The organism is Hymenobacter sp. (assembly GCF_036387835.1).
Lineage (GTDB): Bacteria > Bacteroidota > Bacteroidia > Cytophagales > Hymenobacteraceae > Hymenobacter.
In genome coordinates this window covers 101,637-127,531 of sequence record NZ_DASVSY010000019.1, presented here as the reverse complement: position 1 = coordinate 127,531, position 25,895 = coordinate 101,637, and the positions used below count along the sequence as shown (strand labels likewise).

Genomic DNA, 25,895 nt, shown 5'->3' with positions numbered 1-25,895 from the left:
ACCCGGGCCGCGGGCGCCATGGAGAAGCGCGTCGAGTACGACCTGCGCTACATCCAGGACTGGTCGTTTGAACTTGATATGAAGATCATCTTCCTCACCGTCTGGAATATGGTCCGCGGCGAAAAGAACGCTTATTAAATTCAATTACGGATTTGTCAATCAGCTGCTTACGAGCGGCGGCAACTACTGCTTGTAGTTTGGGGCTTCTTGTTCGTGATGACTGCTAGCCGTGTAGAAAAGCCTGGCCTTACGCTACGCCGGCCTGCTTTAGAAGCAAAAAACAATTCTGCAATCAAAACCGGAAGAGATACCTACTCTTCGTCTTTCTGATTGTAACTGTAAAGCAAAAGCAGGGTTTGTGACCTCTCAGTGATGGGCCGCTCTCTTTCTCCTCGTTTTGTTGACGCGAGAAGCCTTGTTCCTAGGCTTGGCCTGGGGCCGCTAGACTAGATATGTGCTGTTGTGCGGAGTGACTTCCGCTTTCCGATCCAGGCTTCCCCTGCTTGTTCATCATATGGAGACACATTCTACTCACTCCGAAGAGGTTAATCTGCACGCGCTATTTTTTCGCCTGCGCAGCTATTGGCTTTGGTTTCTGCTCTCCTTAGGCTTCACAATGGCCGTTGCTTGGCTATACCTGCAGGTTAAAACCCCGGTTTATAGCTTCCGGTCAACCATGCTCTTAGGCGACCAAAACTCGGGGTCGAAGCGCATTCAGGAATTGCTGCAGTTGCTGGAGGTGAAGCAGAAAAGCGTGCAGCTAGAAGACGAAATTGGGGTTATGACCTCGGCCAATATGGTACGGCGCACCCTGGTTCAGTTGCCCTTCACCACCTCTTTCTTTAGTGCGCCCGATAACTGGTTGAACACGTTTGGCAACGTGCAGGTGCGGGAGCAACCCGCCGATAACATGCCCTTTCGGGTAACCCTTACACCGGAAAAGCCCCAACTCACCAACGTACCGATTTATGTGCAAGTCCTGCCCGGTGGGCAGTACCGGGTGCAGGCAGAAGCGAAACTGGGGGAGTTGCGCAACCTAACCACCGGGGAGCTAGCGGGGCAGGTGCCGGAGGTGCACCTCGACCAGGTAGTTAGCTCTGGGCAGGAGCTGCGTCATCCGTTGCTCACGGCCGTTTTCACGCCCAACCCCACGTATACCGGCGGGTCAGCAGCCCGGTATTCTTTCCGCCTGCACGACGTTTCTGGCCTTGTCACCAACTACCAGAGTCGGCTCAAAGTGCGCCCCCTCGACCGGGAGTCCCGCATTATTGAGTTGAGCATACAGGGGCCGGTGCCCGCCAAGGAAATCCAGTTTCTGAACGCGCTTATGACCACGTTTGTGGAGGACGACCTGCAGCAGAAAAACCAAATTGGGTCGAAAACAGTGGCTTTTCTGAACGCGGAGCTAGGCAAGCTGTCGGCGCCGCGGCAACAATCGGCGGCGGCGCTTAGCTCTTTCCGCACCAGCCGCGGCATGGTGGATGTGGGCGTGCAGTCGGCGGTGGGCATTCAGCAGCAAGGTGAGCTGGAAATGACGCGGGCCCGCGTTGCCACCAACCGCAAGTACTACGCAAGCATGCTGCAAGACTTGCAGAGCAATGAGGCAAACCTAACTGCAACCGCCCCCAGCGGCGCGGGCATCGACGATCCGGCTTTGCTGGCGCTGATTCAGCAGCTCGCGGCCCTAAACAGCCAGCGGGCCGCCTTTGGCGTGAGCGGCAGCAGCATCAACCCGCAAGTGATGGTACTGGACCAGCAAATCAGCAGCACTAAACAGTCGTTGCAACAGACGCTCAGCAATCTGAACCGCGCCGCCGACATTTCTCTGCGCGACCTGAACGAGCAGCTTGGCAGTGTTCGGAGCCGGATGAACCAGATGCCAGAAAATGAGCGGCGCATGGCCCGGCTCGAAACCAAGAAAACATTCAACGAGAAGCACTACAACTTCCTGGTTGAGAAGCGCGACGAAGCGGCCATCGCCCTGGCCACCAACGTAACCGACAAGAAGATTGTCGACCAGGCCACCCAGGTAGGAGTTGGGCCGACCTCTACCAAGAAGCCCTTGGTGCTCCTTATTGCCTTGTTGGCGGGAATAGCTGTGCCGGCGGGAGTCATCGTGCTGCGCCACAAAACCAGCCGCCTCATACAAAGTCAGGAAGACCTTGCTCGCATCACCGCCATCCCGCTGCTGGGCGTGGTGGCGCACGGCACGTCGCAGGAGAAGCGGCAGATGCTGCACAACCCCAAGGGCCCGATAACCGAATCGTTCCGCTCGATTCGGGTGAACTTTCAGTATCTGCTGGCCGGGCTCGACAAGCGGGTGCTGGGCGTGGCGTCGTCGGTGCCGGGCGAGGGCAAGACTTTTTGCGCCCTAAACCTGGCGGCCGAGATGGCCAAGGGTGGCCAGCGGGTGGTGCTGCTTGAATGCGACCTGCGCCGCCCTACCGTGGCCGACTACTTCAGCTTAACCATAGATCCGGCGCACGGCTTGAGTACGTACCTAGAAGGCCAGAGCACGCTAGAGCAAATCCGCTGTGCTAGTAGCATCGAAAACCTCGACCTGATACCGTGCGGCCCTGTTCCTTCCAACCCAACCCAGCTGCTCGAGAGCCCGCAGCTGGCCGACCTGCTCCGGCACCTGCGCCACACCTACGACTACGTGCTGGTCGATACGCCGCCGGTTGGCTACGTGGCCGAGTTCTTTGTCTTGCAGCAGCACCTGGACGCCAGCATTTATATAGTACGCCAGAATTACACCGACCGGGGGCTCCTGCGTCAGGTTGACGAGCTGTACCGAAAGCGTAAAATCAAAGATATATTTTTGGTAATCAATGACGTACATTTCAATAAAACCTATGAGTATCGGCACAAAGAAAAAGCTTATGCTTACCACAACTGAGCGTGAAACTTCCATGTGCAGAGAGCCGCAACAGTGTAGTTCAAATTAACATTGAAATACTTATGTACTTTATTTATATTATATCTAGGTATTTGTAAATTGCATGGAGTTTAAATTATGGGTTTACTCTCCTAAACTTCCTTACGCGCCTGCTCTATCTGTTTCTTGATGGCTACCACTTCTCCAACCCTTACTTCCGCAGCGGTTCGCGGCGTGCAGTGGACGACGGCGGCCTCGGTGGCCAATGCCCTGATGCAGATCGGCTACACCGCCATCATGGCCCGCCTGCTCGACCCGGCGGCTTTTGGTTTGGTTGCCATGTCGGGCCTGGTGCTGCGCTTCGGCAGCTATTTCGCCGAAATGGGGCTAGGCCACGCCCTGGTGCAGCGGGTTGAGATTACCCGGCAGGATATTCGGGCGGCTTTTACGGCTTCGCTCGGTTTAGGGGTTGGGGTGGCGGCGCTGGCCTGGCTGCTGGCTCCGCTTTCGGTGTATTTTCTGAAAAACGAGGCCGTGGTGCCGCTGGTTCGGTTGCAGGCCCTGGGCTTTGTGCTGGTAGGGCTGAGCATGACGTCGGTGAGTGTGCTACGGCGCGAAATGCGCTTCGAGTCCATTGCCAAGGTTGAAGTGGCGGCCTATGTTTTCGGCTATCTGGGGGTGGGCGTGAGCATGGCCTGGGCCATTCATGCGGGCTACTTGCCCATAGCGGGCGTTTGGAGTTTGATAGCCGCCAGCTTGGCGCAGCAATTCTTCGTGATGGTGGCCAGCTACGCGCTGGTGCGCCACTCCGTACGGTTTATCTTCAACTGGGCGGCGTACGCGCCGCTGCTGGGCTACGGCGGCCAGATGTCGGTTATCAGCTTCCTGGAATTCATCAACGGCAACCTCGACACGCTGCTGATTGGGCGCCTGCTGGGCTCGACGCTGCTCGGTATTTACAACCGGGCCTACATGCTGCTGTACCTGCCCATGTACTTCCTGACCAACAGCCTGGCGCGGGTGGCCTTTCCTACGTTCAGCAAAATTCAGACGGACCTGCCCCGCGTGCGGGCGCTTTACCTGACGAGTAGCACGCTGGTGGCTACGCTGGTACTGCCGTTGTGCGCGGGCGTGGCGGTGGCGGCGCCGGAGATGGTGCAGGTCTTGCTTGGGCCGCGCTGGGCGGCTTCGGTGCCCATTCTGCGGGTGCTCTGCATCTCGATTCCGTTGAGTATGACCACGTTGTTTGCCGGAGTAGTGGCCGACGCGCGGGCCAACCTGCGCCAGAAAGTAATTCTCAACGTCGAGTTTATGCTGCTGCTTACCGGCTTGTTCTGGCTGCTGAAACCATACGGGCTGGTAGGCATTGCCGCGGCCATTGGCACGGGCGAAGTGGTGCGCACCTTCCTGTACATGCGCGTCACGCACAACGACATAGGCATAAGCTACGGCCGCCTGCTGGCCATGTATTTGCCGGGCCTACTAAACGCGGCCGTGGTTGGGGCCAGTATTTTGCTGGTGTCTTCCCTGATCCATACGGTGGGGGCTCCGCCTTTGTTCATGCTGGGCCTGCAAATGCTGACGGGGGCTATTGCCCTGGCGGCCATAGTGTTGCGCTGGCCATCGGCGGAGCTGCGGGGGCCGCTGCAGCAGTTGCTGGGCCGGGTGCGTAGCCTCTCCACTTTGCCGCCCGCCGGCCATGCGCTGCTCTTGCGCTACGAGGTATATCTAGAGCAGAACCATCCGATTTTCCCGTCTTTCGAGCCCATGGCGGCTACTTCTGCTCCATGAACATCCTGCTTACTTCCACGCTGGTTCCGAGCGCCCCGTCGGGCTTGCGGGTACACTACGAGCGGCTGGCGGAGCAGCTGCGCCAGCAGGGTCACACCGTGACCCTTATCACCCCCGACAGCCAGCGGCTGGTAATACGCCGCAGCATTGGGGCCGTGCGGCGCGGGCTGAAGCTGCTAATGGGCCGCTTCGGCAACCAAATAGGTATCGAGCTGGGCTACATTGCCGAAATCTACTTTGCTATCGACCGTAGCATAGCCTATGACGTGGTGAATGCGCAGGACGTGAGCAGCGGCTGGGCGGCCCATCTGGCTTTGGCGGGCCGGGTGCCGGTCGTCGTAACCGGGCACTTCAACGACCATCCGGCCGAGGAACTGGTGCACCAGCAACACTTCGGCGGCCTCACGGCCCGCTTTCTGCACCGCTGGTATGGCTTTCTGCTCCGGCGCACTCACTTCTTTATTGGCGTTTCCGACTACGTGCGGCAACGCAGTGTGCCGTGGCTGGCCCCCGACGCCCACCATACGGTTGTGTACAATGGCGTGGCCATGAACCTCAAAGTTCCTACCACGCCCCCGGCCGCGGCCACCAATCTTCGTCAGCAGTTTCCAGGTCGCCCTATTCTGTTGAATGTGGGGCAGCTGGAAGCCCGCAAAAACCAACGATTTCTGATTCCGGTAGCGGCCGAGCTGCGGCGGCAAGGGCTTGATTTCGTGCTAGCCTTAGTGGGCCGGGGCGAGGATGAGGCCCTGCTGCAACAGCTCATCAAAGAGGCCGACCTCACCAACCACGTATTCCTGCTCGGCTACCACCGCGACGTAATGGCCCTGCTGCGCACTGCCGACGTGTACGTGCACACCGCCCTGCGCGAAAACTGCCCGTTGGTGCTCATTGAAGCCATGGCGGCCCGCTGCCCGGCTGTGGCGCTGGCCGTAGGCGGCATCCCGGAGCTGCTGGCGCCTACTCCTGAGGCCCTCATCAGCCCTACCGCCGCGCCCGACGTTCTGGCCCAAGGGTTGGCTGACCTGCTGAAATCCACTGAGCGTCGGGCGCAGTTGCAGCAGACGCAGCTAACCTTTGCCGCCACGCACTTCGACTCGTCGGTTATGCTAGCCGATACCCTGGCGTTTTTCCATGAGGCCCGTCAAATACTCGGCTTGCCGGCTCTGGCCGCCCCTACTGTTGCCCCGGCGCCACCCACTTACGCCTATGCCCTTTCCGCTGAAGAGCACCACTGAATGACACCAGTTTTTGCTTTTCTTTTCAGCGCCTCGGTCTTATGAAAATCAACCTTCGCTTTCTCTTGATTCTACCCATGCTAGCGGTGCTTTGCACCAACGCTGTGTTCTGGGAGTTTGCCTTCGGCTACATGGTCGACCAGGAGCCGGAGCAGCTAAAGTACCTGAACTACGCGCTGTTGGCGGGCTCGTTGGCGGCGGTGCTGCTGTACTGGCGCTACATGCAGCCCCTGATCCGGATCTGGTTTTACGTGTGGGCGGGCGTTGTGGGGTGGCTGATGCTGGAGTCCTACGCCGGCTGGGACTCGGTGCTGGTGTATCCGCACGTGTTCAATAAGTTTTTTGTGCTGCTCAACATCTTCGGCATCTATGCTTTTCACCGGCGCTTCGGTCTGCCCTCGTTCCGGCAACTCATCAACGTGCTGCTGGTAATGATGATGGCCAACCTACTGATCTTCCACCGCGATTCTCTGAGTTTGAGCGCCTTCGTGGAAAACGAGCGGGGCTTCAACTCGGGTTCAGCCTACCTGTTTGTGCTGGTGGCCTTGTTCAACCTGAACACCTACATGCTGCGGGGCTCCATGACGTCGCTGCTTGTTTTCTTTCTGTGTTTGCCGCTCATCATCTTCCTGCAGCACCGCTCGGTCTGGATTGCTACCATCATTGCCGTGCCGCTCGATTTGCTGCTGCTGCGCTGGGCCCGGGTGGCGCGCTTTTCCATGTCCAAGCTTACTTTGCTGGTGGGGCTGCCGCTCGTGCTGGGCTCCCTCGGCATTACCATGATTGTGTTTAACAGTCCGGAAGTGGTGACCCGCTTCGAGCAAAGCATCGACGACATTGCCAACGCCGACAAGCAAGGCACCGGCAGCTGGCGCCTCAAGCAGTTGGAATCGTACGTGCCGCTGGTCGAGGAGCGGCCTATTGCCGGTTGGCGGCTCGAAGGCTTCGAGGTGCCCATGCAGTTCTACGACCCAAGCAGTGACGCGCCCATGTGGGCTGACCGCACCGGCCACCACTTCCACAATTTCTACCTCGACCGGCTCTTTTACTTCGGTGTGCTGGGCGTTTTGCTGGTGCTGCTGGTGCCCATTATCAGCGTCATCAAGCGCCTGCGCCAGTCGCGCGTCGTAACCGCCGATACGGCCATGCTGCTGGCTTTCTTCGGCAGCTTGATAGTGTTCGGGACTTCCTACGACTGGTCGACTTACCACTTTGGGTTGATTGGGCTGATGCTGGCCGCCATTGCGCAGCCTATGGCGGTTACTAAGCCGCCAGCCCCGGTTGCGCAACCTTCATCGAGGCCCGAGCCGGAGCTGCATCAGTTGAGTTTCTAGTTTTTTGTTTCTGGTTTTTAGTTAATTGATATTGGTTTTGAAGCGGTTAGCTTAAAGGAAATACAAGCAGAATTCAGGATAAGGAACAGAGAAACCAAAAACGAGAAACCAAAAACCAAAAACTATTCGCCTTATCCCCATGAAAGTTCTTTGGCTTGCCCCCTTTCCGCATCCGTCCGAGCCGGCCGCGCATCCTGTTCCCTGGGTGGGTACGCTGGCGGATTTGCTGAAGCGCCGGCCCGGCGTGGAGCTAACGATTCTGAACTGGACCCACCGGATAACGGCCGAGGTAGAGGAGTTCGACCGCGACGGGATGCACTTCATCTACCTGAAAGTGCCCAAAGTGCGCCAGGATATTCTGACGCTCTACCAGCGCCGCATTGCCATCGTGAAGAAGTACCTGCGCCAGCACTACCGCCAGTACGATTTGCTGCACCTGCACGGCTCGGAGCTGCAGCTCCCCGCCATGACGGCCGGGCTCGATATTCCGATGGTGCTGTCGGTGCAGGGCATTGTGTCGGAGTACGCCAAGGTGGTGCCCAAGACGTTTTCGATGCTGAAGTTTTTGTGGACCATGGCCGGCCTCTACGAAACCAAGTACCTGCCCACGGTGCACAACTTCTCGTGCCGCACCGATTGGGACAAGTTCCACACCACCCGCCTGAGCCCCGGCTGCCGCATCTACCACAACTGGGAAACCATCCGGCCGGAGTTCTTCGCGGAAGTGGCCCGCCCGGCTCCTCCGCGGCCGGCCCGCCCGCAGGCGCTGTTTGTAGGCGGCAAGCAGGAAATCAAAGGCTTCAAGGAAATGCTGATGGCCTTCAACCTGATTCGGCAGCAAGCCCCGGAAATGAAGCTGGTGATTGTGGGCCGCCTGGAAACCGCCGATGTAACCGAGGTAGCCGAGCGCTACAACCTGCGCCACCTTGGCCCCGAGCACGTGGAATGCCGCCCGTTTCAGTCGGGAGCCGGGCTGGCAGTGCTCTGCCGCGAGTCGTTCTGCTTGCTGCACCCCTCCTACATCGACAACAGCCCGAACAGCGTGTGCGAGGCTCAACTCATGGGCTTGCCGGTAGTAGCGTCCAACGTGGGCGGAGTTAGTTCCTTGATCAAAGAAGCGGAAACCGGCTTACTCACCGACCTTTCGCCGGCCACCGTGGCCCGCCAAACCCTGCGCCTCTACCACGATCCGGCGCTGTGGCAGCGAATTGCCACGCAGGCGCAGGCTGAAGCCCAAATCCGGCACGATCCCAACACGATTATCGAGAACACGCTAGCCATGTACCGCAGCATTCAACTTTCTAGCAGCCAGTTAGTTGACGTGCCCGCTCTGGCGTTGGCCTCGTCGTAGTTCACGCAAGATCTTGCTTTTATCTCGTCCCGCTATCCTACTCTGCTATGCCCGTTTCCCTTGCACCTGCCGCCGAAGTGGCCTTCGCTACGCCGGTGTTGCTCGTTATCTTTAGCCGCCCCGATACCACGCGGCGGGTTCTTGATACGCTGCGGCAGGCCCGCCCGACCCGCCTATACGTGGCCGCCGACGGGCCGCGCCCCAACCACCCCACCGACGCCGCCCGCTGCGTGGAAACCCGCGCCGTAATCGACGAAGTGGATTGGCCTTGCGAGGTATTCACGCTTTTTCACGACGAAAACCTGAACTGCGGCCGGGCGCCCGTTACGGCCATGAACTGGTTTTTCAGCCACGAAACCGAGGGCATTATTCTGGAAGACGACTGCGTGCCCGCGCCGAGCTTTTTCCGGTTTTGCGAAGAATTGCTGGCCCGCTACCGCGATGATACCCGCGTAATGCACATCGGCGGCAACAACTTCGGCAGCGAGGCGCAGCTTCCCCCCGCGCCCGACGCCCCGTCCTACCACTTTTCGGGGCAGCGCAACAGCTGGGGCTGGGCCACCTGGCGCCGCGCCTGGGCCCTCTATGATTACGAGATGCGCGGCTTTCACGAGGCCGTAGCCAGCGGCGCGTTCGAGGGCGTGTTTACCAGCCAGCTGGAAAAGCGCTACCGCCTGGGCAAGATGGCCGACGTGCTGAAGCTGCCCGCCCCGGCCGACGTGTGGGACTACCAGTGGGAATACACCATTGCCATGAATTCCGGCCTCTACATTGTACCGGCCGTGAATCTGGTGGGCAACATCGGCTTCGGCAACAACTCCACCCACACCCACGACGAAGGCGACATGATGGGCGCCCGCCCCGCCGCCGACCTTGCGTTTCCGCTGCGCCACCCAACCTACGTGCGCCGCGACTACCGCCGCGACCAAAAGCGGTTCAACGAGTTTTTCAAGAGCCGCTTGTCCGCCATTATGCGCCGCGTGTTTGCCGGCCAGAAGCCGGTGGCCAGCGGTTTGCAAAGCCCTACCTCCTCGAAATCAGCGGCTAAGCCTGCTCCCGCTAACGTGCTCCAGTCATGAAGATTCTACTTTCCGCCTACGCCTGCGACCCCGACCAGGGCAGCGAAGAAGGCAACGGCTTCAACTGGCTCTGGGAAACGGCTGCTCTGGGCCACGAGGTATGGTGCCTGACCACGCCCCGCGGGCGCACCAACCTGCAAAAGCGCCTGGTCGAGCGGGCCCACGACCCTACCGCCGCCCGCATTCACCCCGTGTACGTAACCGTACCGCCTGGCATCGACTACCTCTACCGGTGGCAGTTTGGCGTGTATCTGCACTACATTGTGTGGCAGCGCAGTGCCTGGCTGGTAGCCCGGCAACTTGATGCGCAAGTTGATTTCGACCTGGTGCACCACGTCACCTACAACAGCCTGCAAATGGCTTCGTGGCTGTGGCGCCTGAAAAAGCCGCTGCTGCTAGGCCCGTTGGGTGGTGGCATGCAGGCGCCGGCGTCGCTGCGCCACTACTTGCCCGATTGGTTTAAAACCGAAACCATGCGCAACGTAATCAGCAAGTTGCTGGTCACGTTTGACCCGAACGTGCGCCAGTCGCTGCGCCACGCGGCGCTGGTGTTTGCGGCCAACCGCGAAACGGCGGCGTTGGCCCAAGAACTAGGAGCCCGTAAGGTGGAGCTGGTGATGAGCGCGGCCCAACCCGCCGACTTTTTTCCGGTCGAGTATCCACTGCGGCCGGCTTTGGTTGGGCGGGAGCTGCGGATATTGTGGTTGGCCCGGCTGTTTCCGCGCAAAGGCCTGCACCTCGTGCTGGACGCGCTGGCGAAGGTAAACCCGCGCGTGAAGTTTCACCTCGACATTATGGGCGACGGGCCAGTGGGGCCGCTGGTGCCCGGCTGGATTGCGGCGGCCGGCCTGCAAGACCGGGTGACCTGGCATGGCCGCGTGCCCTACAGCACCATTAGCAATGCCTACCTCAGCCACGACCTGTTCATGCTGTGCAGCCTACGCGACACGTATGCCTCACAATACATGGAGTCGATGGCGCTGGGTCTACCCATCCTCACCCTCGACCACCACGGCGCCACCGACTTCATTCCCGACGATGCCGGCATCAAAGTAGCCGTGCAATCGGCCGAGGAAACCACGGCGGCTTTAGCTCGGGCAGTCGAACACCTGTATGATAATCCGGAAGAACTAGAGCGTTTAGGGCGTAACAGCTTTGCCTATGCCTCACAGTACAGCTGGCCGAAGCTGGTGGCTGGCTTGCATCAGCAGGCGGCCGCTCTTGCGCCGGAAATAGCCGCGCTGACAACGAATTCCTTGTTGGTTGCTGATTGTTAATTCTTGATTATTTACTGACTACTAGATGGTTACTACGCATTCAATACAGCATTCTAAAAGTCAACAACCAGCAACTAACAATCAACAATCAGCAACCAACACTATGCTGTATATTATTATTCCTGTTTTCAACCGCAAACACTTCACCCGCGAGTGTCTGATTTCTTTGCGCAAGCAAACCAGTCAGGCGTTTCGCACCATTGTAGTGGACGATGGCTCCACGGACGGCACCGACAAGATGCTGGCCGAAGAGTTTCCGGAGGTGGAAGTGGTAACCGGCGACGGTAACCTATTCTGGACGGCCGGCGTGAACCTGGGCATCCGGCGGGCGCTGGCTTTGGGCGCCACCCGCGTCATGACCCTCAACAACGACGTGGTAACGGCCCCTTCTTTTGTAGCTGAAATGCTCGCCGCCGCCGACTTAAACCCCCAAGCCGTGCTCGGCGCACTGGAACTGGATGCGGCTACGGGCCAGGCCATTTACGGTGGCGAGCGGCTCGATTTCCGCACCAATACCCGCCACGACCTGCTTCTGGAACTACCCGCCGAGCAGCGCCGCCACCTGCAACCCGTCACGTACCTGCCCGGCCGCGGCCTGCTCATTCCTAAAGCCGTTACCGACAAAGTCGGCCTCTTCGACGAGAAGCGCCTCCCCCACTACCTCGCCGACTTCGACTACACCAGCGTTGCCCGCCGGGCGGGCTTTCCGGTGTTCATCAACTACGAAGCGCAGCTAAGCACTTACCCCGAGGAAAGCGGCCAGACCCTCACCCGTAAGCACCGCAGCTTCAAGGGCTACTATCAGCACCTGTTCGGTATTCGGGGCGGCGGCAACATGCTAAACTTCACGCATTTCGCCCTAAAAAACTGCCCGCCGCTGTACCTGCCGTACTTCCTGCTCAACGGCTACGCCCGCCGGCTAGTCGGGTATTTTTTACATTAAGTCGCTAAGCCACCCCTTTACCACTTCCCCTGCAAGGCCTCCAGGGAACCCGCCAGGTACACCAGGGGGGCGTTCCAGTTGATGGCTATTTCGTTGGAGGCGTACGAGCACACTACGTCTGCATAAGACATATCGGGGGTACTGAAGGGATATTGGCACTTGTCCTGCTGGCCCGGATTGGGGCCGCCTACCAGGAAGCCGGGGAGCGGGGCTTGTACTTTGTCGCCTTCTGAGAGGCGGTGATGCGGATGCTGCGGAGTTTTGGCGCCGTAGCCGGTCACGAAGGAAAACCCAAGGGCGTTGCGGCCGAGCAGGTAATCAAGGTTGGTGAGGGCGTAGTTCAGATACTTTTGGTTGCCGCTGATCTGGTAGGCTTGAATGAGTGTAATGCCTTGGTTGCCCGCGTTGGAGTTGCTGCCCCACCCAAAGTCGCGGGCTGATTTGCCCATTACGGTTTGGTAGGCGCGGGTGTCGGTGCCGGCGGCCAGGGCATCGGCCAGGAGCACGACTTCCTTTTTTGCTTTGGCAACGTCTTTTTCCGCTTGCGCGGGCAGCTTGGAACCGAAGCGAACTAAGGTATAGTAGCCGAGGGCTTGCACCTGGTTCCAGCCCGGTAGCCGTAGCTGCCCCTCGGGAAGCAGCTTAATAGCCTGATAGTATTTGTCTTGCTTGGTAGTAACGTACAGCTCGGTGGCGGCCCAGCTCCATTCGTCCTGCACGCTGTTGTCGCCGTAGGTACCGGTGGCAATGGCGGGCTGAAACTGCTTGTTTAGCGCGTCTTGCTGGTAGTAAACCGCCGGATTTGCAATGGCCCACTCCCAAGCGCGCGTGGAAGCCCGCAAACACGAGTCGGCCAGGCCCGGCAGCTGCCGGTCGAACTGCCGGAAGATGCGGCTTGATTGGGCCAGCACGGCGGCAAAGTCGAGGGCGGCGGCGGTGCTTTTTTGCACCACATAACGAGGCGTCCGGCACTCAGTGGGCATCACCATGCCGTCGAAGTTGGCGTTGGTAAGCTTGTGGTACACGCCACCATCGTTGGGGTCCTGCATGGAAAGCATCCACCGCAGATTCCACAACGACTCGTCGAGGAGGTCGGGAACGGCGTTGCTGCTCTCCGGAACCTGCTCTTTTAGTTGCGCGCCGTACGCCGGAAAGTCTTCGTAGAGCGATAATAGCGTGCTGAGCGTGATGCCGGAGTTAACGATGTACTTGTTGTAGTCGCCGGCGTCATACCAGCCCCGAGGCGAAGAAATGACCGTGCCGGCGGGCCGCTCCTTACTGGCGGCCGAAGGATGCACCAGCACCTGGTTGTCGGGGTGGCCCATGGGGCGGTTCCACACGCCGGCGTAAGTGGCCGGCAGCGCAGTGGAGACCCGCTGATAGTAGTAGCTTTTTAGAGCTGCCGCGGCGAGCGGCGCGTGTACCCGGGGCTGAATCTGAAAGGAATGGGAATAACCTAATGCCGGAATCGATACCACATAGGTGCCAGCTTTCTTGAACCCCGAGAAATCAGCCGTACGGACGTCTTGGTTCGAGAAGTCATTATGACGCTGCTCACTTAGCTCGCCGGTGAAAACAGTAGTGGCCCGGTCGGGGGTGGTGATGTAGAATTTACCGGCCGCCGCGCCTACCACCATGGCCACTTTGGGCGCAGTCGGGTAAAAGCCTATCTGATTGAGTCTGATGCTTTCCGTCAGCTGTTGAGCATGAAGTGAGGGAGCCAGGGCCCATAAAAAGCCTGAAAAGAGGATCGGTTTCCGCAAATGGGTCATGAATTGAAGTTGCTAATTGTGTTCAGAAATGCGTATTTGCTTGCATGAGAAAAAGTGCAGTAGACAGCGCATTCGCTTTCAACCTCTTTACTCTCTAGCGCTGCTGCAGGGGCTGCAGGTTATCTTTGGCAAGCTAAATAACGCGGATACAAGTAGAAAAGACGCTTGAACCAATGTTTTCAGTGAAATTCGGAAGTCTGTAACTAGTATGCACCTTGTCTCGTCAGTGATTTAAAACTTCCAATGACTGGTGTAGTTGCAACCGGGACATTCAAGCCAAACTTGGGGCTAAGCGCGGCCAAAAAACCAGTGGTAGGCTGCGCCGACCGCAATCCGCAATACCAGCAAGCTTCTCTCCGGGGCTGAAGTCGACAGCTTATCGAAGCTGCCAAGCCAGAAGCTGCATTACTTCTGGCACTTCGAGCACCTCACGTACTGATTAATCTTTCTGCCTCATGGCCAATCCAAAACGAACCTCAATTGCCGATCTAGCCCGGCAATTAGGCATCTCTCCTTCCACTGTGTCGCGGGCCCTCGCCAACCATGAAGGTATCAGCGAAGCCACCAAAGACCGGGTACGGCAGCTGGCCCAGGAGCTGCACTACCGGCCTAACCAGCTCGCAGCGGCTCTTCGCAAAGGCCACAGCAAGACATTGGGCGTGATTGTACCGCACATCCGCGGCTACTTTTTCCCGGCCGTAATGAACGGTATCGAGAAGATTGCCAGCCGGGCCGGCTTCAACGTGATGATGTGCCAGTCCAACGAGGAACTGCGACGCGAGCAGCAAAACATTGACACTCTGCTGGCGGCGCAGGTAGAGGGCATTCTGGTGTCGCTCTCAGCAACTACGCACAACGAAGTGCAGCACTTCGAGCAAGTTCGGCAGCAAGGCACGCCGCTGGTATTTTTCGACCGCATGGCCGACCTGCCCGGCAGCTCCGCCGTCATTCTCGACGACTTTCAGGGTGCCTACCGGGCCGTTACGCACCTCATCGAACAGGGCTGCACCCGCATTGCGCACCTGGCCGGGCCGCAGCACCTCAACACCAGCCGCAACCGCTATTTAGGCTACGCCGAAGCCTTACGCGCCCACGGGCTCCCACTCAAGGAAGAATGGGTGTACGACTTACCGGCTCTCACGCACGATGCGGGCCGCTTGGCCATCGAGCACTTATTGGCGCTGGATGCCTCGATTGATGCGTTTTTCGCCGCCTATGCCATCCCAACGGTGGGGGCCCTGGAAGTGCTTCAGGAGCGCAATGTGCGTGTACCGCAGGACCTGGCGGTGGCTTGCTTCAGCAACGAGCCTTTCACTAACATGACGCAGCCCCGGCTAACGGTAGTCGATCAGCGGGCCGAGCAGATGGGCGAAACGGCGGTTCAGCTGCTGCTGCAGCTCCTTAAGCGCGGCCCAAGCTACTCGCCGCCCCCGCTGGTACTCAAGCCCGAGCTGATTGTGCGAGCATCGTCGCTGCACAAGCTGTAGCTACCAGACTTGTTGGGTGAAAATCAGGCCATTTCTGTATCCAAAAAGACAAGACCGTAGGCCTATAATTCACAGCTCATGTTTGAGCGGGAAGCAGTTAAGTTTGCTCACGAAGTCAATGGGAAGCAGACTGCGGTTGCGCTGAAGGAGGAAGCTTCTTACTTCGGCTACCGGCCCACTTCTGCCGCTTCGGCGGCGGCCAAAATTTCTTTGGCTTCGGCTAGCAGCCGCTCACCCCGGTTGAGGTGTTGGCGCGCAATCAACGCGAAAAGTACCAGAAACGATAGAATAGGCAGTACCCAGCCTAGTATAAACCAGAACCAGTACGAACGTCCGTAGCTGGCGGCGCAATAGCCCGTAAGCAGCGGGAGCACCGAATAGGCGCACAGAAAACCAAATCCGGATACGAGCAGGTAGACAGGCATGGCAGCAGCAACTATACGTTCTAAGGTAAGCTTTCTGGCCGCGTATTGCAAGCCAGGCCAAGATTTTTCACTTAGTTATAACTGATAAAGAACGAGGAAAGTTGATGAAAATCACCGGAATCTTCCTGACTTAAAAACGTAATCTTCGTACGCAATTTTTCGTACTTGCCGGCATAGCCTCTCGCGTTTCCACTTTCTGCCCCGCCCTTGCCCATTTTCCAGCTCCCCGCTATGTGGGACCATCAAAGTTTATTCCGCGTATCGGCCCAGTTATTTGCCGATGGCATCTTCAACCTGCTCGATCGTAATCTAAAGCCCGAAGTCTTTCTGCTAGGGCTAGCTTCTGCCCGCGAAACCGACGAGCCGCAGGCGGTGGTGGTGGAACCCGCTACCCTGCGCTACCACGCCACCGAATTTGCCGGCGTTAAAGCCCTGGCGGCGGCCCTAGAACCCGATGGTCCCCGCGACGTGGTGTATCACCTCCACCCCGACGACCACGACCGGTACGAGAAGCTGCGCTGGTACGCCTTGTTGCAGCGGGCCACCGAGCAAACCCTGACCGGGTTGTGCACGGCCCGCACCGAAGACCGAATCAGCTTCTGCTCGGTACCCATCAGCTTGTATGGGTATTTGGTGGTGATTGTGCTGCAACTCTCCCGCGAAACCTACGAGGCCTACTACACCTTGCCCGAACTAAGCACCGGCAACCGTCCTACCTCATTGGTCAACGCTACGGTACAAGAGTTTCTGCAAGACTGCAGCCGCGCCCTGCGCGAGTCCGACACCGACGATGACCGACCCGTGCTGGACCGCGACTACAACGAGGTGCTGCGCGCCGCGGGCCGCAGCTTTATGCTGCGCGTAGCGGCCGGCACGCACGGTCTCTACGATGCCTGCAACGGCGTAGCGGCCCTGCGCCACGAGGGCGATGAAGGTGTAGGCACCATGCTCGTGGCCCGCCGACATCACCCGGCCATTGTGTCCGTGCTCACGCTGGAAAGTCCGATTCCGCTGCGCGACCACCGCCGCGTGCGCAAGCTCTTGGAACTGAGCGAAGACCGAACCGCCCTGGTTTCCGACGCCACTGATGTGTTCGGCCTGGGCTACCTCGTGGCTCCCGATGACCAAGCCTACGAGCCTATTTTCACAGTGCATTTCACCCGCCACTACAGCTGGGAACTTACCCACGACAACCAGCTGATGATGAAGGTGGTGTCGAATACGCCTCGTCTGCCCCAGGGCCGCGTCGATGCCAGCAACTTTGCGCGGGCTGTGCAGCGCGTGTTTCCTTACCTCGATCAGGTAGCTATTGATTACCTGTGGGAGTTGACCCAGCGGGCCACCTCGCAGCCCACCGGCACTATTCTGGTGGTATCGGAGGGGGCGGCGCAGGAAGCGGCCCGGCTCACCCGCCAGTGCTTCCGCGTAGTGCCCCGCCTTATGACGCCCTCCGTTCTTCGCTTGGTCACCAACATCGACGGCGCTGTATTCATCGAGCCGAACGGTAACTGCTACGCCATTGGTGCCATCCTCGACGGCCTCGCCACCGAAAAAGGCGACTCGTCTCGTGGCTCCCGCTACAACTCAGCTTTGCGCTACGTGGAAAGCAGCCGCTACCCCTGCCTGGCCGTGGTAGTCAGTGAGGATGGGCTAATTGATTTGCTCCCGCCGCGGCGGTGATTTAGTGAAGTGGTGACTGAGTGAAGTAGCCTACGGCCCCTTGTGGCGCTACCATCAGCTGACGTGGGCCGTAGGCTACTTCACTCATTCACTCAGTCACCACTTCACTCACCTCACCCATTCACGCTGCCCATCATTTGCTCGGGGTAGCGCTGGCCGGCGGCTACGTTTTGGGGAGCTATTGCGTCGAGCTGCTGAAGCTCTTCGGCACTAAGCTGCACGTTGAGCGCGGCTAGATTTTCTTCGAGGTACTGCACGCGCTTGGTGCCGGGAATGGGCACTATAGCATCGCCTTGCGCTAACACCCAAGCCAGCGCCAGTTGACCAGGCGTGCAGTTCTTCAACGCTGCTAGTTCTTTGATGCGGGCTACCAGATCAAGGTTCTTTTGAAAGTTTTCGCCTTGGAAACGGGGCGTGTGGCGACGGTAATCATCGGGCGCCAGGTCTTCGAACTGTTGGATCTGACCGGTAAGAAAGCCCCGGCCCAACGGTGAATACGGCACGAAGCCGATACCTAACTCCCGGCAGGTTTGCAGCACGCCGTCTTCCGGGTCGCGGCTCCAGAGCGAGTACTCGCTCTGCAAAGCGGCAATAGGGTGCACGGCGCTGGCGCGGCGCAAGGTACCCGCCGCCGCTTCAGAAAGTCCTAGATACCGCACCTTGCCCTCCTTTACCAGTTCGGCCATGGCGCCTACGGTTTCCTCGATGGGGGTATTGGGGTCGACGCGGTGCTGGTAATACAGGTCGATGTGGTCGGTGCCGAGGCGTTTGAGGCTGGCCTCGCAGGCCTGCCGCACGTAGGCTGGTGTCCCGTTGATACCGCGGACAGACGGGTTGCTTGGGTCGCGGAGGATGCCGAACTTGGTAGCAATAATTACTTGGTTTCGACGGTCTTGAAAGGCCTTGCCTACTAGCTCTTCGTTTTTGAAGGGGCCGTACATGTCGGCCGTATCGAAGAAAGTGACGCCTAGCTCGGTGGCCCGGTGCAGGGTCCGGATGCTTTCGGCGTCGTCGGGCTGGCCGTAGAAGTCGGACATACCCATGCAGCCAAGGCCGAGGGCAGAAACCGTGAGGCCAGAGCGGCCGAGCGTGCGGGTTTGCATGAGGTGATAGTTGATTGTTGGTGGCTGATTGTTTGAAATCAGTTACGAGTTAACAGGGAAAATGTCTGTTTTCGAACCGAAAAGCGTACAGCTACATCAAGTTTGGCTTTGCTGCTCCTGCGGCCCGGCCTATCAACAATCAGCTCCCGATAATTATCCATCATCCACCCATGCCCAAATCTACTTTCGATATCGATGACCGCCTGCGTTGGGTGGAGAGCATTTCTCGCCTCATGGACAGCCAGTTCCGCGTGCCCGGCACCACTTGGCGCTTCGGCCTCGACCCCATCATGAGTTTGATACCTGTGGTAGGCGGCATTCCTTCCCTGGCCGTTTCCGGCATCCTAATTCTGACCATGATGCGCCACGGCGCCAGTGGCAACCTGGTGGTGCGCATGGTTCTCAACGTGCTACTCGACACCATCATTGGTGCCATTCCCATTATCGGCAACATCTTCGACTTCGCCTATAAAGCCAACGACAAAAACGTGAGCTTACTGCGCCGCCACTACGCCGAAGGCAAATACCAAGGCAGCGGCAAAGGGCTATTCACGGTCGTGCTTATCGTGTTTGTGCTGCTGGCGGGCCTTACCGTGTGGGGTGGTGTCGAGTTAGCCTCGTGGCTGTTTCACTTGGCGCAGGGCTGGCTGCAATAAGGCAAGGCTAGGTTTTGATTCGCTGAATTACAGCACGGCCCGCCTTATCCCTAAGCACAGCATCATCCAGCAAACAGCAAGCGGCGTACCTTAAAACTGGAACCCCAAGCGCACTACAGGCATTCGCTCGTTGCGCGACAGGCCGTACGTGCCAACGAGCACCACCCGACGGAATGGCTCTGCCCAGAGGCCCGCGCCGTAGCCGGTATGCCAGGTATCGGATTTCTCGCCATCCACCCAAACTCGGCCCACATCGTGGAAGCCGAGCACCCCAATCTTGGCCGATACCAGCATCGTGTTCAGCGTCCCTAGGTAGGCCCTGAATTCCAGATTGTTGTAGATGCTATTTTCACCGGCAAAACGGGTACGGCGGTAGCCACGCAGGTTGGAAAGGCCGCCGAGGGTAGCGGCTTGGTAGAATTCGAAGTCGCTGAAGTTGAGGGTGCCGCCTACGCGGGCCGCCAAGGTGAGGCCGGGCCACGCGGCGGGCGTCCAGAACCCTGAGGCCTCTGAGGAAAGCTGCGACAGGTCCTGCGCGATGCTGTTCACGCCGCGCAGGCCGGTATATTCAGTGCTCCAGTACACGCCTTTGCTAGGATGCCAGTCGTTGTTGCGCGTGTCCAACACGTAGCCTGCCTTCAAGCCGGCGTAGTGTTTAGGCCTGAACATGGTGCCCGTTAAGCCGTTTTCGTCGGGCATCCGTTCAATAAACCGCCCCCGGGTCTGCTCTACCCGCACGCGCTGGTATACCGGGCCGGCGTAAAACTGGTGCGCCCCGATCCGGCGACGCAGCAGGGCCTGCAATGCTACATTGTTGTAGCGCACCCGATAGTAGCGGATGCCAAGAGCCTTATCGAAGCGGGTTTCGTTGCCGAAGCCGAAGAAGTTGCGCACGTAATTAGGAGCCTGCAGATCGGCCCGCACCACTAAATCGAGCTTGTTCGTGATTTGATTGAAGTCGCCGGCATAGCGGAAGCTGTAGGCGCCCGTACCAAGCGCCACGCTGGCTTGCAAGCAGTGCACGGTAGCCCAGGGTGCTTTGCGAAAGCGGGGCTGCCGAATCTCCACTCCGGCTCCTAGAAACACCCCATCGTCGGGGTTATAGGCCCAGGGCAAGAGGGGACCAACATACCCGTAGCGGAACGCTTGGCGATTGTAGCGGTTGACGAGCGAATCCGCAGAGGTCCGGTTCCGGCTTTCCGCCCCGAGCTGCAGGTCGTTGCCGGTGGGCGTATCATACACGAGCGTGCGCCGGCTCAGGCCGCCAACGCGGGAACGGTCGATGAGTACGTCTTCGCCTTCGCCCCCAATAAGCCGGATGATTGGGCTTTTATCTACCCGCCCGCTCACTTCCATTTTGTCGCGGCCGCCGTAGCCGTACAAGCGAATTTCCTGGGTTTCGTTTGTTAGAAAGGTGCGCTCGTACACCGGCTCTCCAGTTGGTTGGCCGCTGGCCGCCAGGCCGAAGATCTTAACCCGCGTTTGCGCATTATCGAGCCGCTCGATTTGAAAGTACTCGGGTTGGTTGCTGCCAGCTACGTCTACCTCGCGGGCCAGAAAGCGGTAATACTTTTCAGCATAAGCGGGTAAGGCATCCCGGTTCGACTTCAGATTAGCAACAATAGTCGGCCCCGACAACTGGTAGATGGAATTGGGCAACTGGCGAATTGCTTTTTCAATCACCTCATCGGTCAGGCGGGTTTGCAGCTCCTGTGCTACCCCCACCCATTCCTCCCGGGTAGGCTTGGTTAGAAAGGAACGGTCGAAGTATCGGGCGCTAAACATGAAGGTATTCACGTTGCGCATCGACCCGTCAAAGCCCTGCACGGCGGGCACGGCCCAATCCCGACTTGCCAGATTGGGCAGCAAGCCTTGGTTGACAAAGAATGCCTGATCCCGGTCGCGGGGTACGGCGCGCAGCAGCATCCCACCCGCAGGCTGGGCATACGCCATCCAGCGCCACTGGTCTTCGTGCCGGTCGAAGTCGGCTACCAACACATCGAACAGCCGGGCCCGCACCAGTTCGCGCTGATCGACTTGGTTTCTGAAATCGGTGCGCAGCAGTTCCAGTACCTTTTCAGTGCTGTAATTCTTCTCTAGGGTACGCCCCGTAAAAGAGGCCGGCACCTGCGGATCGCGCTCCTCCAGAATAGCCAGGGTGTTGGCAAATACCGGCCGAAACTCGCCCAGCCGCTCATCATCCGGCACGTACACCAGCTCCGGATTGGTATGCCCTACGCCGGCAGCTTCGGCCAGGATAGGCACCGTTAGGGCCGCATAGGGGTGCGCGGCCGACACCTGATCCTGCACCACCTTGGCGGCTAAGGTATTGCGTAGCTCTTCGCTTAACACTTGCTCGGTGTTTTTCTCGATGGAGCGCAACACGTATTCGCGGCCGTTGGGGGCTCGCAGCCGCAACGACTTGGTTTGCTTGCCGCCGCCTTGTTTGAGGGGCAGCAAACCGCCCTGCGAAGTGCCGAGGTTCAGCACCGGCACGCGCACTGGCTTCTGCCACTCCTGCCGATAGTTGCGGCCCAGCAGCATGGTTTTAAACTTGCCCGCCTGATACTGCTGGCTGGCTTTTACCAGCACCGTCTGCTGCTCCTTAAACGGGGGCTCGCTCTGCTTCCCGGCTGGTGCCGGCGAAGAGGAGATAACAACGGGAGAAGAAAGCGTGGGAGTTTGGGCGAAAACGACGGAGCTGGTTCCAACTCCCAGAACAGAGAAAAATAGAAGTATCCGCATACGATACAGAGGTTTAAGTAAGCTTGCTTCTTTCAGAGAAAAGGATCCGTCAGGCCAAGCGGCCGACTGTAAAGCCAGTTCTAACGCTTGGCCACCGACGAATTCGCCAACCGAACCTGCCAAGATACCAGAGCGTGCATCTGGGGCTTAATTAGCGGCGCCACCGCGTTCCGGACGCTCACGAGGACCACCGTTTTGGGTTGGGGCAGCAGTTGCCTATCAATGCGCTCCGCAATTCCGGCGAAAGTGCGCCCTGGCATTTCGGCAACGCGAACCACTACCGGGTCGCAGACCCGCACGGCCCGCCCAACCTGCGCCGACACCACCAAGGGCACCTTCACCTGCGACACGTCTTGCAGCGTAGCTACGCAAGTGCCCGCCCGCACCCGGTGGCCGACCGCCACGTTTCTTTTAGTTAAAAATCCGGAGTGGGGCGCCAGCAAATAGTCGCGGCTAAACTCACTGGAGGAGGGGCTGACTTCCAGAAATTTCAGCAGTATCTGCCGGCCCCGAACGTAATCGCCATCAGTGAAAAATACCTGCCTTACCCAACTATGCTTGGTCACTAGCAGAGGCGAGACCCGAATGGCTTCCACTAAGCCCGTAGTAGCTACCACGACGCTAGTTGCACGGGAACTGCTGACCTTAGTTTGTTTAGATACAATTGGCGGCTTGGTAGAGACAGGCCGATACGGGCCTTCCGCCAGATAGGTCAGGACAGCACCAAGCAGAACAGTAGTAATGTACGGAGAGAGGAAAGTTAGACCCATAGTATCCTCCATTGGGTTAAGTAAAAACTCTTCTTCACGACCAACAGCCACAGCTCTTTCGCGCACCTTCTTCACGCACTCCATCAGGAGCGTTGCTAGTGTTTGGCAGCAAGGGCACCGGCACGGCCACTACTGGTTAAGAGCAGTCATGCACAAGGGTATATTCTATAATGAAGATACCTATTATCTAATTTAATATCAAATATATACTACATAAAATAACAAGCCCATCCTGAAAATGGCGGGCTAAGCTGCAGGCGCAACCAACAAGGAGTAGGCGGTTAGCCTCGACTAGGGAACTAAAAGCCAGGGTTCTAATTCGAACAAGGCGCTTGACTAAGAACGGGCATGATACCAGAGCGCAACAATCAACCCCACTCCGGCAGCCACTGCCATGAGTATATAAATAACTCGGTTCTGGCGGGGCTCTATATCGCTCTGCTTCATAAGGGTAGTATTACGGTACCCTTAACGGAGGCAAAGCGTTTGAGTTAAAAGGAAGGGTACTGTTTCGCTTAAATTTTATCGGCGCCGTCCTATACCTGAGGTTGGCCTCACCTTTCCTTTCTCGTTATGGCACTAAGCAAGAAATTGAGAAGCGGCTAGCTACTACCTTTGCCGCCGTGAAAAAGCTTTGCCTGATACTCCTATTCCCCCTCATGACCAGCCTGCCCGCCTGCCTCTCCCTGCAGAGCGACGAGCAAAAGGGCGAGGCCGCCGAGAAGGCCATGCTGGCCAAACACGACGAGCTTATGGCTCAGATGGACCAGCTTACCGTCTTGCGCCAGCAGCTCCAGAAAGCGCCCACCCCCGACACGGTGGCCGCTGGCCGCCAGCGCCGCGCCCTGCTTGCCGCCGATGCCGCCATGATGAATTGGATGCACCGCTACCGCAAGCCCGCCGACACCGTGGCCGTGGCCCGGCGCCTCGATTACTACGCGGGGCAGCAGAAAAAAATCGATTCGGTGGCTGGCCTGTTTCGCACTAGTATCGACTCGGCGCGGTTATTACTACAGACCGCGGGAGCACCCACATCTTCCGCTCACTAACGCAATGCAGTTCTTTTTTTCTCGTGTGCAGGCCGCCCTTACAGGCCTGCTCGTAGCCACCAGTCTAGGCTTGTTTAGCTGTTCCAATGCGCCCACCCAAGCCCAGGAGGAGCGCCTGCCCGTGCTAGGCATCAAGCACACCGCGCCCACCAGCCCCTCCGACACGCTGCCCGATCTGGTTCCTGATTTCACCCTCACCAACCAAGACGGGCAAACCATTACCAACCAAACCTTCGCCGGCAAGGTCTACGTCACCGACTTCTTCTTTGCCACCTGCCCGAGCATCTGCCCCAAGATGCAAAGCGAGCTGCTGCGGGTGTACGAGGCCAACAAGAACAACTCCAACGTGCTGTTCCTGAGCCACACCATCGACCCCGCGCACGACTCCCTTCCGGTGCTGCGCGACTATGCCCAACGCCTGGGCATTCAGAACGCCTCGCGCTGGCACTTTGCCACCGCGCCTCACGACACCATTTTTGCCTTGGCCCGCGCGTATATGACGGGGGCAGAGGTTGATAAAGGAGTGCCGGGCGGCTTTGCCCACAGCGGCACGTTTGCCTTGGTCGATTCCAAGCGCCGGGTTCGGGGCGTGTATGATGGCATGGAGAAAACGCAGGTAGATCAGCTCATTCACGACCTACCGATTCTGCTGAAAGAAGAGGCCGAAAACCGGCAAACGGCGGTTAAATGAACCAGCCGTTGCGCCTACTGCTTCGCCTGAGCGCCGTCGGGGCGGCCGGGCTGCTGTGCCTAGTGGGTACTACCGGCTGCTTTTCCAACAAGCAGAACGAGGGGGCGCAGCTCTACCAAACGCACTGTGCCAGCTGCCACGGCGAGCAGGGCCAGGGCCTGCGCCGGCTCATCCCGCCCGTCGCCGCCTCCGACTACGTAGCCACCCACCGCTCCGACTTGCCTTGCCTGATCCGCAACGGCATGAAGGGCCCGGTGGTAGTCAACGGCATCGAGTACAACCAAGTGATGCCCGGTCACAAGCAAGACCTGACCGATGCCGAAATCACCAACTTACTCAACTTCGTGCAGCAGAATTGGGGCAACAAAAACGAGCTGTATACCATCCGGGAAGTAACGGAGCTGTTGGGGCCTTGCAACGGCAGCATTATCCGGTGAGGCGGTGAAGTTGTAAATTTGTGAAGTGTTATCACTGTTGCTGCTGGTGTTGGCACACCATGCTAAGCCTGTGCAAGGACGGCGCAGACCCAGCTACTTCACAATTTCACAACTTCACAATTTCACCTTCCCACAATCTTAAGTAGCTTGCACCTTCACATTTCGAATTTGTATGGGTCTGTTTGATTTCCTAAAAAAGAAGCCTGAAGCGCCAACAACCCCACCGGCCGCGGCTCCTGATGCTACTTCCGCTCCAACTCCTGCCCCTGCCGGGCCCCGTTATAAAGGAGCCAATTATACGCTACCAACCCAAGAGCAGGCTCCCCCAATACCGCCCATGCCGCTCATTCCGGAGCCGGCTTACGGGCAACCGCCGCAACCCAATTTTCCTTACCCGCCGACCAACGTGCTGGAGGAACTCTTGATGCGCGCCGCCAACGAGCCCAACATCCGCCCGGCCTTCTACCAGGCGCTGCTCCACGAAGACGTGCTGGCTGTGACGCTGCCCAAAGAAGGCGACGCCGGCGGCGAAGTACCCCTCACCCCGGGCATGGAAATTCAGCTCCAGGTTCTGAACGACGGCAAAATTCCGCTTTTCACGTCCGTTGAACGTGTTTTTGAAGGTGGGCTAGCCCCCGAAGGCATTTCTTACATCCGGGTGCGCGGCCAGGATTTACTTCAAATGGTGCAAGCCACCGACTGCGTGCTGAACCCTTTCTCGGCGGCCGGTAAGCTGCTGACCAGCCAAGAGATGCAAGATCTGCTGGCCAGCGACCTAATGGCCACGCCCGCGCAAGGCCCCGGCCAAGTGCCCGTGCAGATAGGCCCACCTGCTACGCCCCCAACCGTTCTGCTCGACGCCTTAAGCGAGTACTGCGCCACCCGTCCTGTCATCGAGAAAGCCTACTTGGCCGAGCTACGCATTGAGAACAGCCAGGAGCCGCCCCGCGTGTTACTCGCCTTCCTTACCGACGACCAGCAAGCCGACTTCCTGCAGGAGCTTGGCCCCGTCATCGAAGGCCGCATCGAAGGCTACCAATTTGTGGACATGATGGTGCTCAACCCCGCCTCCGACGAGCCGCTTAACCAGTACTTCGACCAGCAAGAGCCCTTCTATCAAAGATAAAGTGTGAACTTGTGAAGTTGTGAGTTTTCCTTGCGAGGCAATTCATCTGCTCCACAAGACCAG

At 58.6% G+C, this 25,895-nt stretch carries 21 protein-coding genes; 16 read left to right on the top strand and 5 right to left on the bottom strand.

Annotated elements, in window-relative coordinates; all coding sequences use genetic code 11:
• Window positions 1-18: 18 nt before the first annotated feature.
• The 9 genes from VF639_RS04165 (at window position 19) to VF639_RS04125 (ending at window position 11,891) form a co-directional block, all read left to right on the top strand.
• Window positions 19-138 (top strand): sugar transferase, encoded by a 120-nt coding sequence (locus VF639_RS04165; protein WP_331144625.1) that lies wholly within the window; start codon window positions 19-21, stop codon window positions 136-138.
• 376 nt (window positions 139-514) lie between these two features.
• Window positions 515-2,899 carry a GumC family protein gene (locus VF639_RS04160; RefSeq protein WP_331144624.1) on the top strand — a complete coding sequence of 795 codons (2,385 nt, stop codon included), beginning with the start codon at window positions 515-517 and terminating at the stop codon, window positions 2,897-2,899.
• A 168-nt stretch (window positions 2,900-3,067) separates the two neighbouring features.
• Window positions 3,068-4,669: a lipopolysaccharide biosynthesis protein gene (locus VF639_RS04155; protein WP_331144623.1), complete on the top strand. Its 1,602-nt coding sequence runs from the start codon at window positions 3,068-3,070 to the stop codon at window positions 4,667-4,669.
• Window positions 4,666-5,907, top strand: a complete 1,242-nt coding sequence (locus VF639_RS04150; RefSeq protein WP_331144622.1) for a glycosyltransferase family 4 protein — start codon at window positions 4,666-4,668, stop codon at window positions 5,905-5,907. Before VF639_RS04155 ends, VF639_RS04150 begins: the two co-directional genes overlap by 4 nt.
• A 41-nt stretch (window positions 5,908-5,948) precedes the next feature.
• On the top strand, window positions 5,949-7,241 hold the full coding sequence (locus tag VF639_RS04145; protein ID WP_331144621.1) for an O-antigen ligase family protein: 1,293 nt from the start codon (window positions 5,949-5,951) through the stop codon (window positions 7,239-7,241).
• Window positions 7,242-7,380: 139 nt separating this feature from the next.
• Window positions 7,381-8,592 carry a glycosyltransferase family 4 protein gene (locus VF639_RS04140; protein WP_331144620.1) on the top strand — a complete coding sequence of 404 codons (1,212 nt, stop codon included), beginning with the start codon at window positions 7,381-7,383 and terminating at the stop codon, window positions 8,590-8,592.
• A 47-nt stretch (window positions 8,593-8,639) separates the two neighbouring features.
• On the top strand, window positions 8,640-9,671 hold the full coding sequence (locus tag VF639_RS04135; RefSeq protein ID WP_331144619.1) for a nucleotide-diphospho-sugar transferase: 1,032 nt from the start codon (window positions 8,640-8,642) through the stop codon (window positions 9,669-9,671).
• Complete coding sequence (locus tag VF639_RS04130; RefSeq protein ID WP_331144618.1) at window positions 9,668-10,948, top strand: glycosyltransferase family 4 protein; 1,281 nt, start codon at window positions 9,668-9,670, stop codon at window positions 10,946-10,948. The genes VF639_RS04135 and VF639_RS04130 overlap by 4 nt, the downstream gene beginning before the upstream one ends.
• 103 nt (window positions 10,949-11,051) lie before the next feature.
• Complete coding sequence (locus tag VF639_RS04125) at window positions 11,052-11,891, top strand: glycosyltransferase family 2 protein (RefSeq protein WP_331144617.1); 840 nt, start codon at window positions 11,052-11,054, stop codon at window positions 11,889-11,891.
• A gap of 17 nt (window positions 11,892-11,908) precedes the next feature.
• On the opposite strand, the gene VF639_RS04120 is transcribed toward VF639_RS04125, so the two are convergent.
• Window positions 11,909-13,663, bottom strand: a complete 1,755-nt coding sequence (locus tag VF639_RS04120; RefSeq protein ID WP_331144616.1) for a glycoside hydrolase family 9 protein — start codon at window positions 13,661-13,663, stop codon at window positions 11,909-11,911.
• Between the two features lie 455 nt (window positions 13,664-14,118).
• Between VF639_RS04120 and VF639_RS04115 the strand changes: the two genes are divergently transcribed.
• Entirely contained in the window at window positions 14,119-15,150 is a 1,032-nt protein-coding gene (locus tag VF639_RS04115) for a LacI family DNA-binding transcriptional regulator (protein WP_331144615.1), read from the top strand.
• Between the two features lie 167 nt (window positions 15,151-15,317).
• Here VF639_RS04115 and VF639_RS04110 read toward each other — a convergent pair whose 3' ends face one another.
• Window positions 15,318-15,575 carry a hypothetical protein gene (locus tag VF639_RS04110; RefSeq protein ID WP_331144614.1) on the bottom strand — a complete coding sequence of 86 codons (258 nt, stop codon included), beginning with the start codon at window positions 15,573-15,575 and terminating at the stop codon, window positions 15,318-15,320.
• Between the two features lie 207 nt (window positions 15,576-15,782).
• Between VF639_RS04110 and VF639_RS04105 the strand changes: the two genes are divergently transcribed.
• The gene (locus VF639_RS04105; RefSeq protein WP_331144613.1) at window positions 15,783-17,255 is read left to right on the top strand and encodes a diadenylate cyclase; all 1,473 of its coding nucleotides are present in this window, start codon (window positions 15,783-15,785) and stop codon (window positions 17,253-17,255) included.
• A 113-nt stretch (window positions 17,256-17,368) separates the two neighbouring features.
• Here VF639_RS04105 and VF639_RS04100 read toward each other — a convergent pair whose 3' ends face one another.
• Window positions 17,369-18,358 (bottom strand): aldo/keto reductase, encoded by a 990-nt coding sequence (locus tag VF639_RS04100; protein WP_331144612.1) that lies wholly within the window; start codon window positions 18,356-18,358, stop codon window positions 17,369-17,371.
• A 170-nt stretch (window positions 18,359-18,528) separates the two neighbouring features.
• Here VF639_RS04100 and VF639_RS04095 point away from each other — a divergent pair, with 170 nt between their 5' ends.
• Window positions 18,529-19,014 (top strand): DUF4112 domain-containing protein, encoded by a 486-nt coding sequence (locus tag VF639_RS04095; protein ID WP_331144611.1) that lies wholly within the window; start codon window positions 18,529-18,531, stop codon window positions 19,012-19,014.
• 90 nt (window positions 19,015-19,104) lie between these two features.
• Here the strand turns inward: VF639_RS04095 and VF639_RS04090 are convergent, their stop codons facing one another.
• Window positions 19,105-21,759, bottom strand: coding sequence for a BamA/TamA family outer membrane protein (locus VF639_RS04090; RefSeq protein ID WP_331144610.1), 2,655 nt, complete (start codon window positions 21,757-21,759; stop codon window positions 19,105-19,107).
• 80 nt (window positions 21,760-21,839) lie between these two features.
• On the bottom strand, window positions 21,840-22,376 hold the full coding sequence (locus tag VF639_RS04085) for an efflux RND transporter periplasmic adaptor subunit (RefSeq protein WP_331144609.1): 537 nt from the start codon (window positions 22,374-22,376) through the stop codon (window positions 21,840-21,842).
• A 776-nt stretch (window positions 22,377-23,152) separates the two neighbouring features.
• Here VF639_RS04085 and VF639_RS04080 point away from each other — a divergent pair.
• From VF639_RS04080 to VF639_RS04065, 4 genes are all read left to right on the top strand, one after another.
• Entirely contained in the window at window positions 23,153-23,578 is a 426-nt protein-coding gene (locus VF639_RS04080; protein WP_331144608.1) for a hypothetical protein, read from the top strand.
• A gap of 4 nt (window positions 23,579-23,582) precedes the next feature.
• Window positions 23,583-24,269 carry an SCO family protein gene (locus tag VF639_RS04075; RefSeq protein WP_331144607.1) on the top strand — a complete coding sequence of 229 codons (687 nt, stop codon included), beginning with the start codon at window positions 23,583-23,585 and terminating at the stop codon, window positions 24,267-24,269.
• Window positions 24,266-24,706: a c-type cytochrome gene (locus tag VF639_RS04070; RefSeq protein ID WP_331144606.1), complete on the top strand. Its 441-nt coding sequence runs from the start codon at window positions 24,266-24,268 to the stop codon at window positions 24,704-24,706. Before VF639_RS04075 ends, VF639_RS04070 begins: the two co-directional genes overlap by 4 nt.
• Before the next feature lie 172 nt (window positions 24,707-24,878).
• Complete coding sequence (locus VF639_RS04065; protein ID WP_331144605.1) at window positions 24,879-25,832, top strand: enhanced serine sensitivity protein SseB C-terminal domain-containing protein; 954 nt, start codon at window positions 24,879-24,881, stop codon at window positions 25,830-25,832.
• Window positions 25,833-25,895: the final 63 nt, after the last annotated feature.

Excerpts from the sequence above, each read along its gene's own strand:
- VF639_RS04165 (WP_331144625.1), top strand. The coding sequence starts at position 19 with ATGGAGAAGCGCGTCGAGTACGACCTGCGCTACATCCAGGACTGGTCG.
- VF639_RS04160 (WP_331144624.1), top strand. The coding sequence starts at position 515 with ATGGAGACACATTCTACTCACTCCGAAGAGGTTAATCTGCACGCGCTA.
- VF639_RS04155 (WP_331144623.1), top strand. The coding sequence starts at position 3,068 with ATGGCTACCACTTCTCCAACCCTTACTTCCGCAGCGGTTCGCGGCGTG.
- VF639_RS04150 (WP_331144622.1), top strand. The coding sequence starts at position 4,666 with ATGAACATCCTGCTTACTTCCACGCTGGTTCCGAGCGCCCCGTCGGGC.
- VF639_RS04145 (WP_331144621.1), top strand. The coding sequence starts at position 5,949 with ATGAAAATCAACCTTCGCTTTCTCTTGATTCTACCCATGCTAGCGGTG.
- VF639_RS04140 (WP_331144620.1), top strand. The coding sequence starts at position 7,381 with ATGAAAGTTCTTTGGCTTGCCCCCTTTCCGCATCCGTCCGAGCCGGCC.
- VF639_RS04135 (WP_331144619.1), top strand. The coding sequence starts at position 8,640 with ATGCCCGTTTCCCTTGCACCTGCCGCCGAAGTGGCCTTCGCTACGCCG.
- VF639_RS04130 (WP_331144618.1), top strand. The coding sequence starts at position 9,668 with ATGAAGATTCTACTTTCCGCCTACGCCTGCGACCCCGACCAGGGCAGC.
- VF639_RS04125 (WP_331144617.1), top strand. The coding sequence starts at position 11,052 with ATGCTGTATATTATTATTCCTGTTTTCAACCGCAAACACTTCACCCGC.
- VF639_RS04120 (WP_331144616.1), bottom strand. The coding sequence starts at position 13,663 with ATGACCCATTTGCGGAAACCGATCCTCTTTTCAGGCTTTTTATGGGCC.
- VF639_RS04115 (WP_331144615.1), top strand. The coding sequence starts at position 14,119 with ATGGCCAATCCAAAACGAACCTCAATTGCCGATCTAGCCCGGCAATTA.
- VF639_RS04110 (WP_331144614.1), bottom strand. The coding sequence starts at position 15,575 with ATGCCTGTCTACCTGCTCGTATCCGGATTTGGTTTTCTGTGCGCCTAT.
- VF639_RS04100 (WP_331144612.1), bottom strand. The coding sequence starts at position 18,358 with ATGCAAACCCGCACGCTCGGCCGCTCTGGCCTCACGGTTTCTGCCCTC.
- VF639_RS04095 (WP_331144611.1), top strand. The coding sequence starts at position 18,529 with ATGCCCAAATCTACTTTCGATATCGATGACCGCCTGCGTTGGGTGGAG.
- VF639_RS04090 (WP_331144610.1), bottom strand. The coding sequence starts at position 21,759 with ATGCGGATACTTCTATTTTTCTCTGTTCTGGGAGTTGGAACCAGCTCC.
- VF639_RS04075 (WP_331144607.1), top strand. The coding sequence starts at position 23,583 with ATGCAGTTCTTTTTTTCTCGTGTGCAGGCCGCCCTTACAGGCCTGCTC.
- VF639_RS04070 (WP_331144606.1), top strand. The coding sequence starts at position 24,266 with ATGAACCAGCCGTTGCGCCTACTGCTTCGCCTGAGCGCCGTCGGGGCG.
- VF639_RS04065 (WP_331144605.1), top strand. The coding sequence starts at position 24,879 with ATGGGTCTGTTTGATTTCCTAAAAAAGAAGCCTGAAGCGCCAACAACC.